General features: G+C 62.6%; 18 protein-coding genes and 1 pseudogene. 10 read left to right on the forward strand and 9 right to left on the reverse strand.

Annotation, left to right across the window (positions count from 1 at the left end):
• A pseudogene (locus BP737_RS07425) lies at positions 1-437 on the forward strand (4Fe-4S dicluster domain-containing protein); the annotation flags it as partial.
• A gap of 622 nt (positions 438-1059) precedes the next feature.
• Here BP737_RS07425 and BP737_RS07430 read toward each other — a convergent pair.
• Positions 1060-1554: a hypothetical protein gene (locus BP737_RS07430; RefSeq protein WP_292406515.1), complete on the reverse strand. Its 495-nt coding sequence runs from the start codon at positions 1552-1554 to the stop codon at positions 1060-1062.
• A gap of 129 nt (positions 1555-1683) precedes the next feature.
• Positions 1684-2361, reverse strand: a complete 678-nt coding sequence (locus BP737_RS07435) for a DUF1616 domain-containing protein (protein ID WP_342686074.1) — start codon at positions 2359-2361, stop codon at positions 1684-1686.
• A gap of 175 nt (positions 2362-2536) precedes the next feature.
• Between BP737_RS07435 and BP737_RS07440 the strand changes: the two genes are divergently transcribed.
• Together BP737_RS07440 and BP737_RS07445 are read left to right on the forward strand one after the other, a co-directional pair.
• The gene (locus BP737_RS07440; RefSeq protein ID WP_292406521.1) at positions 2537-3013 is read left to right on the forward strand and encodes a flagellin; all 477 of its coding nucleotides are present in this window, start codon (positions 2537-2539) and stop codon (positions 3011-3013) included.
• A gap of 60 nt (positions 3014-3073) precedes the next feature.
• Positions 3074-3685: an archaellin/type IV pilin N-terminal domain-containing protein gene (locus BP737_RS07445; protein WP_292406523.1), complete on the forward strand. Its 612-nt coding sequence runs from the start codon at positions 3074-3076 to the stop codon at positions 3683-3685.
• 6 nt (positions 3686-3691) lie between these two features.
• On the opposite strand, the gene BP737_RS07450 is transcribed toward BP737_RS07445, so the two are convergent.
• Entirely contained in the window at positions 3692-4378 is a 687-nt protein-coding gene (locus BP737_RS07450) for a metal-dependent hydrolase (protein WP_292406526.1), read from the reverse strand.
• A gap of 102 nt (positions 4379-4480) precedes the next feature.
• Between BP737_RS07450 and BP737_RS07455 the strand changes: the two genes are divergently transcribed.
• A complete protein-coding gene (locus BP737_RS07455; protein ID WP_292406528.1) occupies positions 4481-4672 on the forward strand; it encodes a hypothetical protein in 192 nt (63 codons plus the stop codon).
• Here the strand turns inward: BP737_RS07455 and BP737_RS07460 are convergent.
• On the reverse strand, positions 4657-5367 hold the full coding sequence (locus BP737_RS07460; protein ID WP_292406531.1) for a DUF5714 domain-containing protein: 711 nt from the start codon (positions 5365-5367) through the stop codon (positions 4657-4659). The two genes, BP737_RS07455 and BP737_RS07460, sit on opposite strands and share 16 nt — an antisense overlap.
• Before the next feature lie 476 nt (positions 5368-5843).
• On the opposite strand from BP737_RS07460, the gene BP737_RS07465 reads away from it, so the two are divergent.
• Positions 5844-6614 carry a DUF5518 domain-containing protein gene (locus BP737_RS07465; RefSeq protein ID WP_292406534.1) on the forward strand — a complete coding sequence of 257 codons (771 nt, stop codon included), beginning with the start codon at positions 5844-5846 and terminating at the stop codon, positions 6612-6614.
• A 13-nt stretch (positions 6615-6627) separates the two neighbouring features.
• Here BP737_RS07465 and BP737_RS07470 read toward each other — a convergent pair whose 3' ends face one another.
• Both BP737_RS07470 and BP737_RS07475 read right to left on the reverse strand, forming a co-directional pair.
• Positions 6628-7662, reverse strand: a complete 1035-nt coding sequence (locus BP737_RS07470) for a 6-phosphofructokinase (RefSeq protein ID WP_292406537.1) — start codon at positions 7660-7662, stop codon at positions 6628-6630.
• Between the two features lie 4 nt (positions 7663-7666).
• Positions 7667-8587, reverse strand: coding sequence for an aldolase (locus BP737_RS07475; protein ID WP_292406540.1), 921 nt, complete (start codon positions 8585-8587; stop codon positions 7667-7669).
• 177 nt (positions 8588-8764) lie between these two features.
• On the opposite strand from BP737_RS07475, the gene BP737_RS07480 reads away from it, so the two are divergent.
• Genes BP737_RS07480 through BP737_RS07490 form a run of 3 tightly spaced genes read left to right on the forward strand, consistent with a single transcriptional unit; the run spans position 8765 to position 10893 of the window.
• Positions 8765-9442 (forward strand): amino acid ABC transporter permease, encoded by a 678-nt coding sequence (locus BP737_RS07480; protein ID WP_292406542.1) that lies wholly within the window; start codon positions 8765-8767, stop codon positions 9440-9442.
• Positions 9443-9445: 3 nt separating this feature from the next.
• Entirely contained in the window at positions 9446-10198 is a 753-nt protein-coding gene (locus tag BP737_RS07485) for an amino acid ABC transporter ATP-binding protein (RefSeq protein ID WP_342686075.1), read from the forward strand.
• Positions 10199-10206: 8 nt separating this feature from the next.
• Positions 10207-10893: an amino acid ABC transporter permease gene (locus BP737_RS07490; RefSeq protein WP_292406547.1), complete on the forward strand. Its 687-nt coding sequence runs from the start codon at positions 10207-10209 to the stop codon at positions 10891-10893.
• Between the two features lie 65 nt (positions 10894-10958).
• Here BP737_RS07490 and BP737_RS07495 read toward each other — a convergent pair whose 3' ends face one another.
• The gene (locus BP737_RS07495; protein ID WP_292406551.1) at positions 10959-12053 is read right to left on the reverse strand and encodes a DMT family transporter; all 1095 of its coding nucleotides are present in this window, start codon (positions 12051-12053) and stop codon (positions 10959-10961) included.
• An 89-nt stretch (positions 12054-12142) separates the two neighbouring features.
• A complete protein-coding gene (locus BP737_RS07500; protein WP_292406554.1) occupies positions 12143-12931 on the reverse strand; it encodes an ABC transporter substrate-binding protein in 789 nt (262 codons plus the stop codon).
• 283 nt (positions 12932-13214) lie between these two features.
• Here BP737_RS07500 and BP737_RS07505 point away from each other — a divergent pair, with 283 nt between their 5' ends.
• Complete coding sequence (locus tag BP737_RS07505; protein ID WP_292406557.1) at positions 13215-13469, forward strand: DUF2795 domain-containing protein; 255 nt, start codon at positions 13215-13217, stop codon at positions 13467-13469.
• An 83-nt stretch (positions 13470-13552) separates the two neighbouring features.
• Positions 13553-14257: a glycerophosphodiester phosphodiesterase gene (locus BP737_RS07510; protein ID WP_292406560.1), complete on the forward strand. Its 705-nt coding sequence runs from the start codon at positions 13553-13555 to the stop codon at positions 14255-14257.
• 7 nt (positions 14258-14264) lie between these two features.
• Here the strand turns inward: BP737_RS07510 and BP737_RS07515 are convergent.
• Positions 14265-14519 (reverse strand): serine aminopeptidase domain-containing protein (locus tag BP737_RS07515; protein WP_292406563.1); only part of this gene is annotated, 255 nt, incomplete at its 5' end.

The raw sequence follows: 14519 nt of genomic DNA on the forward strand, positions 1-14519 counted from the left end.
AGTGGCGCGCCCGCTACTTCGAGGAACTCGGTGAGGGGAAGGACCGTCTTCAGAAGATCATGAATGAGACGAGCCGGTGCATTAAGTGCTACCAGTGCATTGAAAACTGCCCGATCTGCTACTGCGTCGAGTGCAGCACGAAGAAGTCGTACCTGGTCGAGCCGGGAGAGGTTCCGCCGCCCTTCATGTTCCACCTGATCCGCTACGCCCACATCGCGGACTCGTGCATCAACTGCGGCCAGTGTGAAGAGCACTGCGCGATGGATATCCCGAACTCGCTCTTCATGCATGCCCTGCAGGTCAACCTCCAGGAGATGTTCGGCCACACCCCCGGTGTGGACATGGAACTCCCGGTCCTCGCGCTCGTCGAGGAGAGGACGGAACGCAAGCGGCTTGCCGACACCGGCAGCGACCAGATCTTCAATATCTTCGGGTAAACCAAAGACCATTCTTTTTTTTGACATTGTTAAAACCCCTCCCTTTAAATTCAGGGGCAAATTACCTCGGAACTCACCCCGACTTGCTTTCCGCCCGGGAACGGGTGCGATGAGCGGGACGTCCGGGGTTTGAGAAGACGAGTTCGTCCCAAAATGCCTCTGCCGGGAGGGGGCATCCCCCTTCGAAACTCTTCGAGTTTCTCAAGTGCCCGCCCTGTGGCCGGGCACCCTTCGCAGCCTCGCGGTGCTCATGCACCCGGTTCGAAGACCAAAGGTCTTCTCAAGCTCCGGCCCATCGCACCGTTCCGCCGGGTGCACCTCCCCGGTCCCTCCCCCACGTGGTGATATCCAGTGGGAAGCTGTTTCACCCTTCTTGCCACAGATATGGTTCAGGTGCTAGAATCCTCGGAGGGAAGTGTTCCGATAATTTTGGGACGACCTCGACCAAAGGTCTTGGAGCGGGGGCTTTCTGAAAGGAGCGTATGGGGCGGCGGCGTCGCCACGGTCTACGGGGGACAAACGGAGGAACGAAGTTTTTCTTAAAGGCGGCGGACGGAATGACGGGTGATGATCGAAGGCATCTTCCCGGGGGTCGCGTCTTCAAAAAAAAGAGCGGGTCCCTTCACGGGACCGTGTGGGAGAGAGTCGGGATGGAACTCTGGTTTGAGAATGTCTCCTCGTGGCCGTCCGGGAACCGGACCACCGTCCGGTCAGGGGAGAAGTCGGCATCAACGAGCGGTGCGAACCAGTAACCGTCGAGCACCTCCTGAGCCCCGGTGAAGTCGAGTCCCGGCGTCGAGTAAGCGTCCCCGCCGTCGGTGCTGGTGACCTTTGCAAAGTCCTGGACCGTGAACCTGGCGACATCGCTCTCGGCTGCGGCCACCGTTACGGGGGCTCCCAGCGTCCCCTCGAGCGCGGACTTCAGTTCCTGCTCCGGTTCGGCAATCTTGAAGAAGACGGCAATCCTCTCGATCCAGGAGAGGGTATAGTCAAAGGTGATCTCGGCACTCCCGTCCTCGTCCACGGCTACCAGAAGGTTGTCCGCGCTGAATGCCCCGGCCGGTGCCACCATCAGCGTCAGGACCAGAAGGGAGGCGACCAGAATTCCGCGTTTCATGCTTCTACCTCGAACAGCCGTATGCCGTTTGTACGGATAAATCTTTTGAAAGGGTCTCCTCTGTGTCACGGCGTGATAGTTCCCGGCCGGCTCCGAAACCACGGCTGTCCGGCGATCCCTATTCCGCCGTCAATGCACCCGCAGCCAGAGGTGCAGGTTGCGGTAACTGACGTCGGTGAGGTTGTCCATCGGGATATCTTCCGGAGGCGCCTCCTTGAAGAGGAGGAACTCGATCCTGTTGGTGTCCGGACCCATGACCCTGAATGAGTAGGGCTGCTCCACGGTCCGGTTATGCGGCACCGTAACGGAGAACCGGTCAAGGAGCGTCGCCGAGACGACTATCGACCGGTTTGTTGCATTATCGAACCGGCTCTCGACGGCAAACGTCTCTACCGTGTAGGTGATATCCCGATGCTCGTGGTTCCCGATACCGATGATGACCGTCTGCGGTGTTCCGGCCATGAACTCGGTCGGGTAATCGGCCGCCTTCCCCCCCGGCCCGAGGATGTAGAACTCGGTAAATTTCTCTCCCTCCTTCGGGACCACGACGATGAAGACCGTCGTCGCGACGGCCACAAGGACGGCGGCAATGAGGACGAGGCTCAGGACCCGGGCGACCCCGGACGTGGAACCGCCGGGACCCTCCTTCCGTGTCGCGAACCGGGTTCCCGGCTGGATGGTATTGAGCGGCAGGGCAAAAAACACGTATAGCGGGCTCTCGCAGATGACCGGCACGGAGATGCTCGGTGAGTCCGGGGAACCGATGAGGCGGTCTATAGCGGGTGCGGGCGGCATTCCGTCATCCATAAATAGCCATGCTATAAATAGGTTCTCCGGGAGCGTCTCCCGTCCTCGCAAACGACAACCGGGCAATCGATAAAGGTCTCACCTGAGCACCACCATATGCTGTTTCCCCCGTCCGGGATCGCCTGCGGAGAGAATCAGTATCTTTTAATTGAAATGCGGCACATGTGCAATGGTTATGCCCCGGGAAGACAGGGACGAGCAAGCTTTCACGGGCCTTGAAGCAGCCATCGTCTTTATTGCCTTTGTCGTCGTTGCGTCGGTTTTTGCCTACGTCGTGCTCGGAGCGGGCATGTTTGCGTCGCAGAAGAGCCAGGAGACGATGCACGCCGGCCTCGAAGAAGCCGGGTCCGCTCTCTGCCCGGGCTATACGGTCATTGCAAAACTCGATAACGATCAGGGTCGTCTTGATTTCATAGCATTTGACCTTGAGACCGCGAACGACCTCGCAGCAATCGATATGAGGAACATGACCTATACCCTCGCCACAACGGAGACCCTTGTCACGTTCCTTCCCGGCGACCCCCGCGTAACCGAAGACTGGCGGTACCGAAAAGATGCCGGAGACATCCTGGAACTGGGGGAGGTCGTCGCGGTGACCCTGGATACGGACGGCGCAGGCATCGGGCGGGGGATACGTTCACCGTCGAGATGACCGCCGCAGGTGGAGCGACCGCTTCACTGACCCGAACAATCCCCGCAGGTATTGAGAAGAATGTTTATATCGAACTTTTCTAACACGAGAGGTTCCGGCCGTGACCCGTCGGATGCCGGGTTTACCGGCCTTGAGGCTGCGATTGTGCTGATCGCTTTTGTCGTGGTCGCTGCCGTCTTCGCGTATACCGTCCTTGCGGTGGGTATCCTCTTCTCCGGGGAGAGTCGGGCAACCGTTCACCAGGGAGTCCAGCAGGCCGGCTCGGCCTGTACGGTGACCGGCACCATCTACGGCATCAGCGAAACCTCCGGACGCATCGATGTAATCCTCGTCCCGGTCGGGCTTACTGTCGGCAGCGAGCCGATAGATATGACCACGGTCTCCGTCCGGCTGGTCGGTCCTCATCATATGGAAGAACTCCAGCGCAACGATCCTCTCATTGCCGCAACCCCCGATAGCGGACACTGGAGCGTCCGGGAACGGTTGAACGGCGACGCTGACCTCGTTCTTGAGCCCGGGGAGCAGTACACGTTGAGCATCGCGCCGGAGAACAGGGCCGACTGTGTTCCTTACGGGACGTTTGCCGTCGAGATCAACCCGGCGGGGAGGGCGGCGCTCCGGGTGGAGAAGACCGTCCCGGGCGGCCTTGAGAGGGTGACCCGCCTTGACTGAAAGGCCTTACCCGGCGTTCAGGAAGTCCCGGTGCCGGGTCAGCCCGATCACCCCGGCAACGCTCACCCCGACGAGCAGCAGGTAGTCCTCCGGCCCCGCGCCGGCCATCAGGATGCTCTCCGGGATGCCTGCCGCCAGGGCGGAGATGGCGGCGAGAGCGAGGAGGCCGAGGAGCGGGACGGCGACGCGGATGAGTCCGCGGCCAAGTCCGGCGAGGCCCGGAAAGATCCCACGGCAGGCGGCGAAGACGATGCCTGCCGATGCAGCGAGGAATATCCATTCAGAAAACGAAGATACCTCTGCGAGGATCGCGTTGCCGAAGAAGTCGTCAAACTCGTAGGGCTCGTAGGGGCCGAGGAGCGGGAAGTACCAACTGACGGGCATCGTCCACATCAGGTCGAGAACCTGGTGAGAGAGTACGCCCGTTGCGACGGCGAGGAGCGCGAACGATCCCCGCCGCCGTTCGAGGACGATGCCGGCGATGAGGAGAAGCATGACGAAGAGCAGCCCGTGCCCGACCGTCCTCCCGGAATCGAGGGATTCTGCAAGAAGGAGGTGTCCCACCGGTTTATCGAGCAGGTCCGGGAGGACGGCCCCGAGAGCGGCGAAGCCGATGAGCCGTCGATCGCCGATGCGTCCGGCAATTGCGAGACCCAGGATGAGGCCGAGAAACAGGTGACAGGCGAGGAACATCCGTCATGAAATCGATGTCGGAGGGATATAATCCTGCGGGTCTCCGCAATGGATATACCCGGCGAAAACCGATAGTTCTTCATCAACTGCAAGAGAACGATCATGGCCTCGCTCGATAGATCCGAGCTCCTCATCGTCTTCGCTTCCGTCCTCATCGGCAGCGCGGCGGGCTGGTGGAGCGGCATGCACTGGGGAAACAGCATCGTCAGCGTCGCGTCGACGCTCATCGGGACCGTCGTCGGTTATTACGTCATTGTAGCCGTTCTTCGAGCCGTGGGTCACCCGGTCGAGTAGCCGGCGTGGAAAGGGCACGCTTCACGCAGACACTCGCGATTGACGTCGCTGAACTCACACCGGATCTTCCCCGGTACGGGGAGAACTACTCCGAACCGCTCGGCAAGGAACGTGACCGCGGTGCGGATCGCAAGCCATGAGTCGCGTTTGCAGCACCGGGGACCGCCGTGCCGGGCGATCTCCATCAGGCTTCGTGCGGTCATCTGATTGGCAAGCGACCACTCCTGCTTCTTCAAGGGCGTGGAACCGGTGATCAGGCTCACGAAGAGGCCGGTCCCGACCGCCGCGCCGCAGGTGCCGTGAGTCCCGCAGAACCCGCCCGGGACCACGCCGGCCCGCTCGCGGGCCTGGCTGAGTAGCGCCTTCTTTCGCTCCGTTTCTCCTTCGTGGTTGCAGTACGCGGCGATGAGGCATGCCGGCACGAGGAAGTGGTGCTCCGGTCCGTGCATCCTGACCGCCGGGTAGCGCATCAGGATACAGGCGATGGCAAGCGGGTCTTCGAGCATCGTCGTGGTGCCGAACTCCTCGATGAGGTCGAGCGCCTCCAGACTGTGGCACCGGTCGCAGACGAAGTGCCCGGCCTCGCAGGCCGCCGTGGTTCTGTGGACCTCCCCACAGACGGCACACGCAAGGTCGCGGGGCTCTCCATACAGAAGGTCCCTGCCGCAGATCAGGCATCCGGCCCTATGCTCCATGGCAGGAGGGTGCGCCGCTGTACCCCATAAGCCTGCGCTCGGCCGGGATCAGGGAGCGGCCGGGTCCGGGGGAACTCGTTCTTCCGGCACCCCCGGACCCGGTCGGCGAAGGTCAGGAGAGACGGGCGGTGGGAGAGCAGGTGGTCATCCGGTCCCGGACGATGGTCTGAAGCGTCTGCCGGATCTGTTCATCGGTCTGTGTTCCAGGTTCGTCTTTCAGAAAGGTCTTCACCGGGTCTTCACCGGGTCTTCACCGGGTCTTCACCGGGTCTTCACCGGTTTCCGCATGATATCCCGGGTAAAGGCGATGGCACGCCGGCGGTAGTCCGTGGTGCTTATGGTGCAGGCTCAAGGAACGGCGAGTCGGTGGATGGAACCCGGGGGAGTTCCATCCCCGCCTCGCGTATAATATCTCTGCTCCGGGGGGCAGAGGGACAAATCAGAAAGGCTATCGAGTGGCGCGGTGAGAGTCTCCTATGGTATCGCTGAGCGCCGGCCGCTTCTCCGGGGTGATTCCGGGAGCGCTGGCAGGCGGCGGTGTCTTTCTTCTCGGCCGGTCGGGTCTCCTTCCGGACCCGGTGATGACGGTGGCGTTCCTCTTTTTCGGGGGTTTTGTCGCCGGTCTCTTCACCCGGGGAAGGGCCAGGGACGGGGCCGTTGCCGGCGCCGTCTGCGGGGTGCTCGTGGCGCTGATCGCAGCGACCCTCATGAGCCTGGCGGCGAGAGACCCCTCGTTCTTGTCAACCTTTGCGTTCTACCCCCTGATCTTCACGGGGCTCCTCCTCCCCTACAACGCCATCGGCGGAGCGGCGGGAAGTGCGGTGCGTAGCGCTCTCCGGAGAGACGGTGCCGCCGGGGAGCGGGGCGGGTGGCACGGGATCGCCGTCGGTACGGTCGTCATCGTCGGTTTGGCCCTCGTATCCGGTCTCCTCGGTCTGCTGGTCGTGGTGGCCGCTCCGCTTGCCGGCGGATTCACCGCGGGGTATGTCTCCGGGGGCAGGCCAAAAGATGGTCTAAAAGCCGGTTTTGTCACGGCACTCTTCGGGGCCGGCCTCCTCTTCTTCATCCCGCTGCTCTGGACCGCGTTGCACGATTTCGGGTTCGCCGACACGTTCGAGGGGATGGTCGCGATCGCCCTGGTCTACCTCTTCATCCTCTTCGGGACCGCCGGCGGGGTTGCCGGTGCGGCTGTTCGGGCGAGGTTTGGGGAAGAGCGGGGCAGGAATTTGAGATACCCTGAGGATTAGAGGGGGTCTTTTTTCACTCCCCGTAAAAGATGCTTGCTATCGCATAGAGGTCCATGTCCACCGTCTTGAGGTGCGCCACCGCCTCTTCGAGCGGGACCGCGACGATATCGTCTCCCCGGAGCGCGACCATCTTCCCGAAGTCCTTCTCCCTGACGAGGTTTGCCGCCGCCACCCCGAACCGGGTCGCGAGCACCCGGTCGTGCGCCGTCGGCGACCCGCCGCGCTGGACGTGCCCGAGCACCGTCACCCGCACCTCCATCCCGAGCCGCTCTTCGAGCTCGTCGCGCAGGTAGTTCCCGACGCCGCCGAGCGCCGCGTGGCCGAACTCGTCCGTCCGGGCGGACTGCGTGATCGCCTCCGCCATCCCCTTCGGCTGGGCGCCTTCGGCGACCACGACGATGCTGAACTTCTTTCCCCGCTCGTAGCGCGCCCGGAGGTGGCTGGCGACCTCGTCGAGGTCGAACGGGATCTCCGGGATGAGAATCGCGTCGGCTCCGCCCGCGATCCCGGCCACGGTCGCGATCCATCCGGCATTTCGGCCCATCACCTCCACCACCATGACCCGGTGGTGCGACTCCGCCGTGGTGTGGAGGCGGTCGATCGCCTCAGTGACGATAGAGACGGCGGTGTCGAACCCGAAGGTGTAGTCGGTCGCGGCGACGTCGTTGTCGATGGTCTTCGGGATCCCCACCACCGGGACGCCCATCTGCGAGAGTCTGTTTGCGACCCCGAGGGTATCCTCGCCGCCGATTGCAACAATCGCGTCGATCCCGAACTTTCTGATGTTGTCGCGCAGCCGCTGAACGTCCGCCTCATTCTTGAACGGGTTCGTCCGCGACGTCCCGAGGATCGTCCCGCCTTTCGGGAGGATCCCGGTCACCGAGTAATCGGTGAGCGGCTCGACGTTCCCTACCACGAGGCCGAGCCATCCGTCCCGGACTCCGATCGTGTCGAACCCGTGCTTTGCCCCCGTCCGCACGACCGCCCGGATCACCGCGTTCAGACCCGGGCAATCCCCTCCTCCCGTGAGAATGCCGACCGTCGTCATCCCGTCACCCTCTCCCTTCGCAGATCCTCACCGCCTCGTCCACATCCGCGTCGTCGAGGGTGATCGCCGATATCGCGTTGCAGAACCGGACCGCCTCTTCAAGCGGCCGCTGGTGTATGTTCCTGCCGGTCGCGTTCCCGACCGTGCCGCCGATATGGATCTGGTCGTGGAGGTGCTGCAGGAACTCCTCGGTGCCGACGTGCGACCCCCCCGCACAGACGACGCCGGTCCGGCCGGCGGCCGCCACCGCCTCCCGGAGCAGCGCGGCATCGAGAGACCCGCCCGCTTTCGGCGGGTTCACCTTTGCAAAATCGCTCCCGAGGGTCGCCGCGACGCCCGCCGCTCCCGCGACGAGATGCGGGTCGCGCTCGTCCTTGACCGCTTTGCCCCGGGGGTACATCCAGAGCACGGTGACGAGGCCGTTCTGGTGCGCGTGGTTGACGATCCGGGCAGCCTCCGAGAGCATCACCGGTTCGTACTCGCTCCCGAGGTAGACCGTGTAGCCGACGCCGAGGACGAGAAGCCCTGTCCGGTTCCTGAAGTCGACAACCTGCTGGACGCGGTGGAGTTCCGAACTATACGGGTCGCGCTGGGAGGTCGCGACAAGGTTGGTCTTGGAGTTGAGTTTGACGAGATAGGGCACGTCCCGATAATCCGTGCCGTACCGGGCAATCAACCCGAGTTGCGTCGCAAGCACCCCGATCCTCGCCCGGCTCGCGATCCGGAAGAGGTGTTCGGGATCGGCGTCGTCGGGATGGATGCCCTCACCAAAGAAATCGCTGTTGAGGTGCTCGATCTTCTGGTCCCCGGCAAAAAGCATCAGCCTCCCGGTGCCGTGCGTCATCTTCCGGTAGTTCTCCCGGTAGCGCTCCCGCTCCTCGGCGGGCACATCGAGAGGTATTCTGATATCCGGTGCAGGTGGCATACCCCTCTCTCCCCATCCCGCATACTTAAGTGTTGCTGGAATCCGGACCCGGGTTTACGTTCGCGGCCGGGAGTGCATTTGCGAACGTTTATTTCACTTTCCGTCAGACTCTTTCGTAGTTACTCGGCGCTGTTCTTTCGGTTGAACGCGGCGTCGTACCAAACTTAGGGATAGCCAATGGACGTTCTGTCAATCCTCATCGACTGGTTCCCATATCTTCTTTCGGGCATCGGCGCCACGCTCGGTCTTGTTCTGAGCGCCCTTGCCCTCGGGTTCGCTCTCGGGCTCCCTATGGCGCTCGGCCAGGTCTACGGCTCCCGCCCGGTGCGCTCCGTCATCGGGGTCTACGTCTGGTTCTTCCGGGGCCTTCCCATCCTCGTCCTGCTCTTTCTCTTCTGGTTCGGCATCTTCCCCGGGCTCGGGCTCGGTCATCTCCCGGCGTTCGTCGTCGGCGTTGTCGTGCTGGGCCTCCGGGGGGCGGCATACCAGTCCCAGATCTTCCGGGGTGCAATCCAATCCGTCGGGGAAGGACAGATGGTCGCGGCGCGGTCGCTCGGGATGAGCAGGCGTACCGCCATCCGATCCGTCGTTCTCCCCCAGGCGATGCGCATCGCTCTCCCGGGATGGTCCAATGAATACCCCAACATGCTGACCGACTCGGCGATCTGCTACGCCATCGGGGTTGTGGAACTGCTCACCATCACGACGAGGATCGTCACACTGACGTACATAACGATGCCGATCTACCTCGCTGCGGCGGGGATTTATATCATCCTGAATTACGGGGGCCTCAAACTGCTGCACGGGCTGGAGAAGCGGGTGGAAATCCCGGGATTCGGAGCCGGGACGGTGTAGAACATGAACAACGAGTATGTGCTGAAGGTCGAGGACGTTCACAAGTCCTTTGGGGATAAGGAGGTATTGCGGGGGGTCTCGTTCAATGTCCGGAGAGGCGAGACGAAGGTCTTCATCGGCCCCTCGGGGACGGGAAAGAGTACGCTTCTGCGGTGCATCAACCAGCTGACGATACCCGACCGCGGGAGGGTCTGGCTCGACGGAGAGGAGGTCACGAACTCGGGGGCCCGGATCAACTACTTCCGGCAGAAGATCGGGATGGTCTTCCAGAACTTCTTCCTCTTCGACCACCTCACCGCGCTCAAAAACGTCGAACTGGCGCTGCTCAAGGTCAAAGGCATGGGGAAAGCGGAGGCCCGCGAGAAGGCGCTCACCGAACTCCGGCAGGTGGGGATGGAAGAATGGGCCGACCACTACCCGGCGGAGCTCTCCGGCGGTCAGGCCCAGCGTGTCTCCATCGCCCGGGCGCTTGCCATGGACCCGGACGTCATCCTCTTCGACGAACCGACGTCCGCGCTCGATCCCGAATTGACCCGGGAGGTGCTGGAGGTCATGAAACGGCTGGCCCGTGAGGGGATGACGATGCTCGTCGTCACCCACGAGATGGGGTTCGCCTGCTCTGTGGCAAATGAGGTTCTTTTTATGGAGAACGGCGTGGTGGTCGAGCAGGGGTCGCCGGACCTGCTCCTGCACGACCCGCGGTACACCCGGATGAAGGACTTCATCGGCCGACTCGACACTTTCCGGGGAGACTGAAGAGACGCATGGACCAGGCAGTCTTCATCTTCGAGATCCTCTTCCCGGCGCTGATGCAGGGGCTGGTTGTAACCCTGCAGTTGATCGCGTGCTCCGCCCCGTTCGGCCTCGCGCTCGGGATCGGCGTTGCGGCGGGAAGGCAGTACGGCGGCCGCGTCATCTCCTGGCTCTGCAGGATGTATGTCTTTCTCGTCAAGGGTACGCCGCTCCTTCTCCTCCTCTTCATCCTCTACTTCGGCCTCCCGACGATAGGAATAACCTTCACCGCGTTCACCGCATCGGTGATCGGTTTTATCCTCTGCAACGGGGCGTACAACGCCGAGTACGTCCGGGGTGCGCTCATGTCGATCAAGGACGGCCAGATGGTCGCCGCTCAGGCGCTCGGGATGACCCGGGCTCAGGCGATCACGAGCGTCGTCCTGCCGCAGGCGCTTCGCCGGGCGATACCGGGCCTCTCGAACGAGTTCATCTACCTGATCAAGTACTCGTCGCTTGCCTACATGCTCACGGTGATCGAACTCTCCGGAGCGGGAAAACTGGTAGCTACGGAATATTTCCTCTATACGGAGACTTTTTCGGCCGTCGGCATCGTCTATCTCGTCCTGGTGACGATCACGACCGTGGCGGTCCATATCCTCGAAAAGCGGGTGGCCGTCCCCGGGATGATCCGGGCCACGACCGCCGCACAGATGTAACTTTTTTTGAACGAATTCTGCACGAATTTCCCATGTCCCGGGCTTTTCAAAGGCCCGCCCCCGTCCTACCGCCGGTGCGTGTGCCGGTGGTGGATATCGGGCTGATGCGGGTGATCGTGGGCGAGTTCGGCATGGACGTGCCTATGCGAGTGCTCGCCGCTCGCCGAGAGCGGCGGGTCGCCGGCCGCGTGGGTGTGGTCGTGGTGGAGGTCGTCGTGCCGGTGGCGGTGCTCATGGACCGTCGCCGGGTGCCGGTGGGGGTGCGAATGCTCCTCGGTGATGAGCAGCCAGGCACCGAGGGCCATGACGGGCAGTGCGACGTAGAACACGCCCGCCGGACTCTCGGCAAAGAGTGCGAACGAGAAGAGGACGCCGAAGAACGGCGAGACGGCAAGGAGCGAACCCGCCCGGGCAGCGCCGATACCCCGGAGGGCGAGGAGGAAGAGGATGCTCGTCAGGCCGCCGTAGCTGAGAAACCCGACCACCATTGCGGCAGCAGCCGTGGCCGGGTCCGGGAGGTGCTCTCCGGCAGCGAGCGCGAGGAGGAGCGTGACGACGCCGGCCCCGATCCCTTTCACCGAGATGACCCGGAGGGGATCTTTTACCGAGAGTCGCTGCCCCAGGTTGTTGTCGACGGCCCAGAAGAGGCAGGTGAGCAGGATGCCGAGCGCCGAAAGGGAGAGGCCAAAACCACCCGTCGGGTCATGGGTGAGGATGACGCATGACACGGTGATGCACCCGAGTGCAACCCAGACACGGCTGCTCACCGATTCCTGGAAGATCGCCGCAGCGATAAGCGTCGTAGCCACGGCTTCGAAGTTCAGGAGGAGCGCCGCCGTCGCCGCCGGCGTCCCGGGGAGGCTGAAGATCAGGGTGACCGGCGCGAGAAGACCACCACAGACCGTCACACCGATGAGCCAGGGGATATCGCCTCTCTCAAGAGGCGCCTCCATGTGGCTCCGCCGGGCGCCCGTCGCCGCTCCGACGAGGGAGAAGAGCAGGGCGCCGGAACCACTCCCGAGCGAGACCAGCGCGGCGAGGGCGAGCGGGCCGGCCCCGTCGATGAGGAGTTTGGTGAACGGGGCGCTTCCCCCGATGAGGACTGCCGTCGCGAGGGCACAGAGGACGGGCGCACGGTAGTGCAACAGGGTGAACCTCACGCGGTCTCCGCTTGCGGGTTTGCGTGGGTACAGAAAAAGAACCTCCGAACTGGTTGAAGATCGTGAAAAGGGGGACAAAACGTCCCCGATCAGTTCAGGTTGTGCTTCGCTTTGAGTTCTTCCCAGTAGGGATCGGCCTGCAGTTCTGCAAGCGCCTCGTTCATGAACTCGAGGAGTGCGGTGTCCTCCTTCCGGACGGCGACGCCGAGATCCTCCTTTGTCTCAACGGACCCGATGATCTTCGCCGACTTTTCCCTGATGATGTCCTTTAACGAGACGTCGTCGTACATGACCGCATCGATCCTACCTATCGCAAGGTCGCTGACGGCGGCCGGCGTGTCGGGGTAACGCTTCAGGTTTTCTTTCGGCATCGTACCGTTCCGGACCAGGTTATCCTCGACCCAGGTTTCGGCAGTGCATCCCCGCTGCACCCCGATGACCACTTTTCCGGCAAGAATGTCGTCGATCGTCACGTTCGAGTCTTCACGAACCGCGACGTCCTGGTTGACCGTCCAGTAGGGATTGCTGAAGTTGACCGCTTCCAGTCTCTTTTGGGTTATCGACATCCCCGCGTAGACCATATCGATCTTCCCCGCCTGGAGGGTGGGGATGATGGCGTCCCAGTCAACGTCCGCGAACGTCACATTGATGCCGTGCTTTTCGGCGATCCACTTCATGGAATCGACATCGAACCCCTGGGGATTGCCGTCCTTGTCGATATAACTATAGGGGAAGTATGCCTCGTCGATACCGACGATGTAGGAGTCTTTCAATCCCGCTCCACCGGTCCGGTCGGTCGTGCCGGTACACCCTGCACCGGCGATTGTCAGCACCGCAACGATACAGACGAGCAGCGTAAGAATACCACGTGTTCTCATAGGGAAAAGGGTTAGTTAGATAAGTAAAATGAACCTTTTGATTTACGCCGCCGGAGAGCCGTTTTCCCGGAAACCGGGGATGATGACGTTTCTAGAGGCAGTAAACCACTATTTCTGCCGTGGGTCCTTTCGAAAGTCCCGTACGGTGGCGATTATTGCCCGGGGGAGCGACCGATACCGGCCAGCCGCTCCCCGCCGACGTACAGTCGATAGGTATTTATCACACCCTGACCATCGGGGGTCGCCTCCCGGAAGGGAGCGCGGGATACGGTGGTGAGAACGTATGAAAGGCATAAAAGAATCAGCCATGAGCGGGATGTCAAAAGTCGCCGGGGCCATACGGGAACTTGACCCGCAGATCGTCGAGGACAGCACCTCCGGGATCAACTTCCCCGCCTCGAAAAACGACCTCATCTCCCGGGCAAAGGAGAGTCAGGCACCCCCTGCCGTCCTCGATGCATTGAACCAGTTTGGAGACCGGCAGTACAAAGACCCTGCAGACATAAAATCCGAGTTCCAGAGGGTCCAGCAGAAATAATCCTTCTTTTAGCGGCGGGTACCCTCTCCGGAACCTGCCGGACCCCGCCAAGTTATATCTGATCCCGTGTGTACTGGCATGACATGCTCATCGTCGGACACCGTGGCGCGAGGGCACTCGCGCCGGAGAACACCCTGCGTGCCCTGCAAAGAGGGATGGCGTGTGCCGATCTCGTCGAGGTCGACCTGCGCCTTACCCGGGACGGCATCCCGGTTGCAATCCACGACGCAACCGTTAATCGGACGACGGACGGGGTCGGACCGGTCAAAGGCTACACCATCGAAGATTTAAAGGAACTGGATGCAGGCGAAGACGAGACCATCCCGACGCTCCAGGAGGTCCTCGACCTCATCCGCAACGATTCAGGGCTCATCGTGGAGATCAAGGAGCCCGGGACCGAGGAGATTATCGTCTCGGCGATCCTGGACCGGATACCGGAACGGCTCATTCTGGTCTCGTCTCATCCCGGGAGCGTTGCGATGGCAAAGAAACTCCTCCCCGGCGTACAGGCGGGCCTCATCTACTTGGGAGAGGGCGGCGACTCGATAGAACTCGCCCGCTCGGTGAAGGCAGACCTCATCCTCCCGAGGTGGAACCTGGTCGTGCGCGAGGTGATTGATCGGGCGCACAACGCCGGGCTGCTTGTCGTCCCCTGGACGCTGAACACGGAAGACTCCTTTGGAGAGGCGGTCCGGCTCGGCGTCGATGGGTTTGCCAGCGACGACCCCTGCGCCGCACGGCGCTATCTTGAAGGAAGGGCCCGGGAGAGCCCGTCCCCGGCAGGGTAACGGACGGTCAGACGAGCGTCCCCGGCAGGTGCTTGAGGAGCCACGCCTTCACCTCGACATCCAGACCCTCCACCTCTTCATCGAGGGTATGGCCCGCTCCTTCGTAGATGACCAGCCGTTTAGGTTCACGGGCACGCCGGTAGATCTCCTCCGAGGACCGGGGGGAGACGACCGTATCGGCATCCCCGTGAAGGAGGAGGAGCGCCGCATCACCGGGCGGTCCGGCGACCGGCCCGGTCGCGGCGACGGCGACGGCGACGGC

This window comes from Methanoculleus sp. UBA291 (assembly GCF_002499755.1).
Classification (GTDB): domain Archaea; phylum Halobacteriota; class Methanomicrobia; order Methanomicrobiales; family Methanoculleaceae; genus Methanoculleus; species Methanoculleus palmolei.

Bases quoted from the DNA above. Each gene is read 5' to 3' on its own strand.
- BP737_RS07430 (WP_292406515.1), bottom strand. From the start codon at position 1,554: ATGAAACGCGGAATTCTGGTCGCCTCCCTTCTGGTCCTGACGCTGATG.
- BP737_RS07435 (WP_342686074.1), bottom strand. From the start codon at position 2,361: ATGGATGACGGAATGCCGCCCGCACCCGCTATAGACCGCCTCATCGGT.
- BP737_RS07440 (WP_292406521.1), top strand. From the start codon at position 2,537: ATGCCCCGGGAAGACAGGGACGAGCAAGCTTTCACGGGCCTTGAAGCA.
- BP737_RS07445 (WP_292406523.1), top strand. From the start codon at position 3,074: ATGTTTATATCGAACTTTTCTAACACGAGAGGTTCCGGCCGTGACCCG.
- BP737_RS07450 (WP_292406526.1), bottom strand. From the start codon at position 4,378: ATGTTCCTCGCCTGTCACCTGTTTCTCGGCCTCATCCTGGGTCTCGCA.
- BP737_RS07455 (WP_292406528.1), top strand. From the start codon at position 4,481: ATGGCCTCGCTCGATAGATCCGAGCTCCTCATCGTCTTCGCTTCCGTC.
- BP737_RS07460 (WP_292406531.1), bottom strand. From the start codon at position 5,367: ATGGAGCATAGGGCCGGATGCCTGATCTGCGGCAGGGACCTTCTGTAT.
- BP737_RS07465 (WP_292406534.1), top strand. From the start codon at position 5,844: ATGGTATCGCTGAGCGCCGGCCGCTTCTCCGGGGTGATTCCGGGAGCG.
- BP737_RS07470 (WP_292406537.1), bottom strand. From the start codon at position 7,662: ATGACGACGGTCGGCATTCTCACGGGAGGAGGGGATTGCCCGGGTCTG.
- BP737_RS07475 (WP_292406540.1), bottom strand. From the start codon at position 8,587: ATGCCACCTGCACCGGATATCAGAATACCTCTCGATGTGCCCGCCGAG.
- BP737_RS07480 (WP_292406542.1), top strand. From the start codon at position 8,765: ATGGACGTTCTGTCAATCCTCATCGACTGGTTCCCATATCTTCTTTCG.
- BP737_RS07485 (WP_342686075.1), top strand. From the start codon at position 9,446: ATGAACAACGAGTATGTGCTGAAGGTCGAGGACGTTCACAAGTCCTTT.
- BP737_RS07490 (WP_292406547.1), top strand. From the start codon at position 10,207: ATGGACCAGGCAGTCTTCATCTTCGAGATCCTCTTCCCGGCGCTGATG.
- BP737_RS07500 (WP_292406554.1), bottom strand. From the start codon at position 12,931: ATGAGAACACGTGGTATTCTTACGCTGCTCGTCTGTATCGTTGCGGTG.
- BP737_RS07505 (WP_292406557.1), top strand. From the start codon at position 13,215: ATGAAAGGCATAAAAGAATCAGCCATGAGCGGGATGTCAAAAGTCGCC.
- BP737_RS07510 (WP_292406560.1), top strand. From the start codon at position 13,553: ATGCTCATCGTCGGACACCGTGGCGCGAGGGCACTCGCGCCGGAGAAC.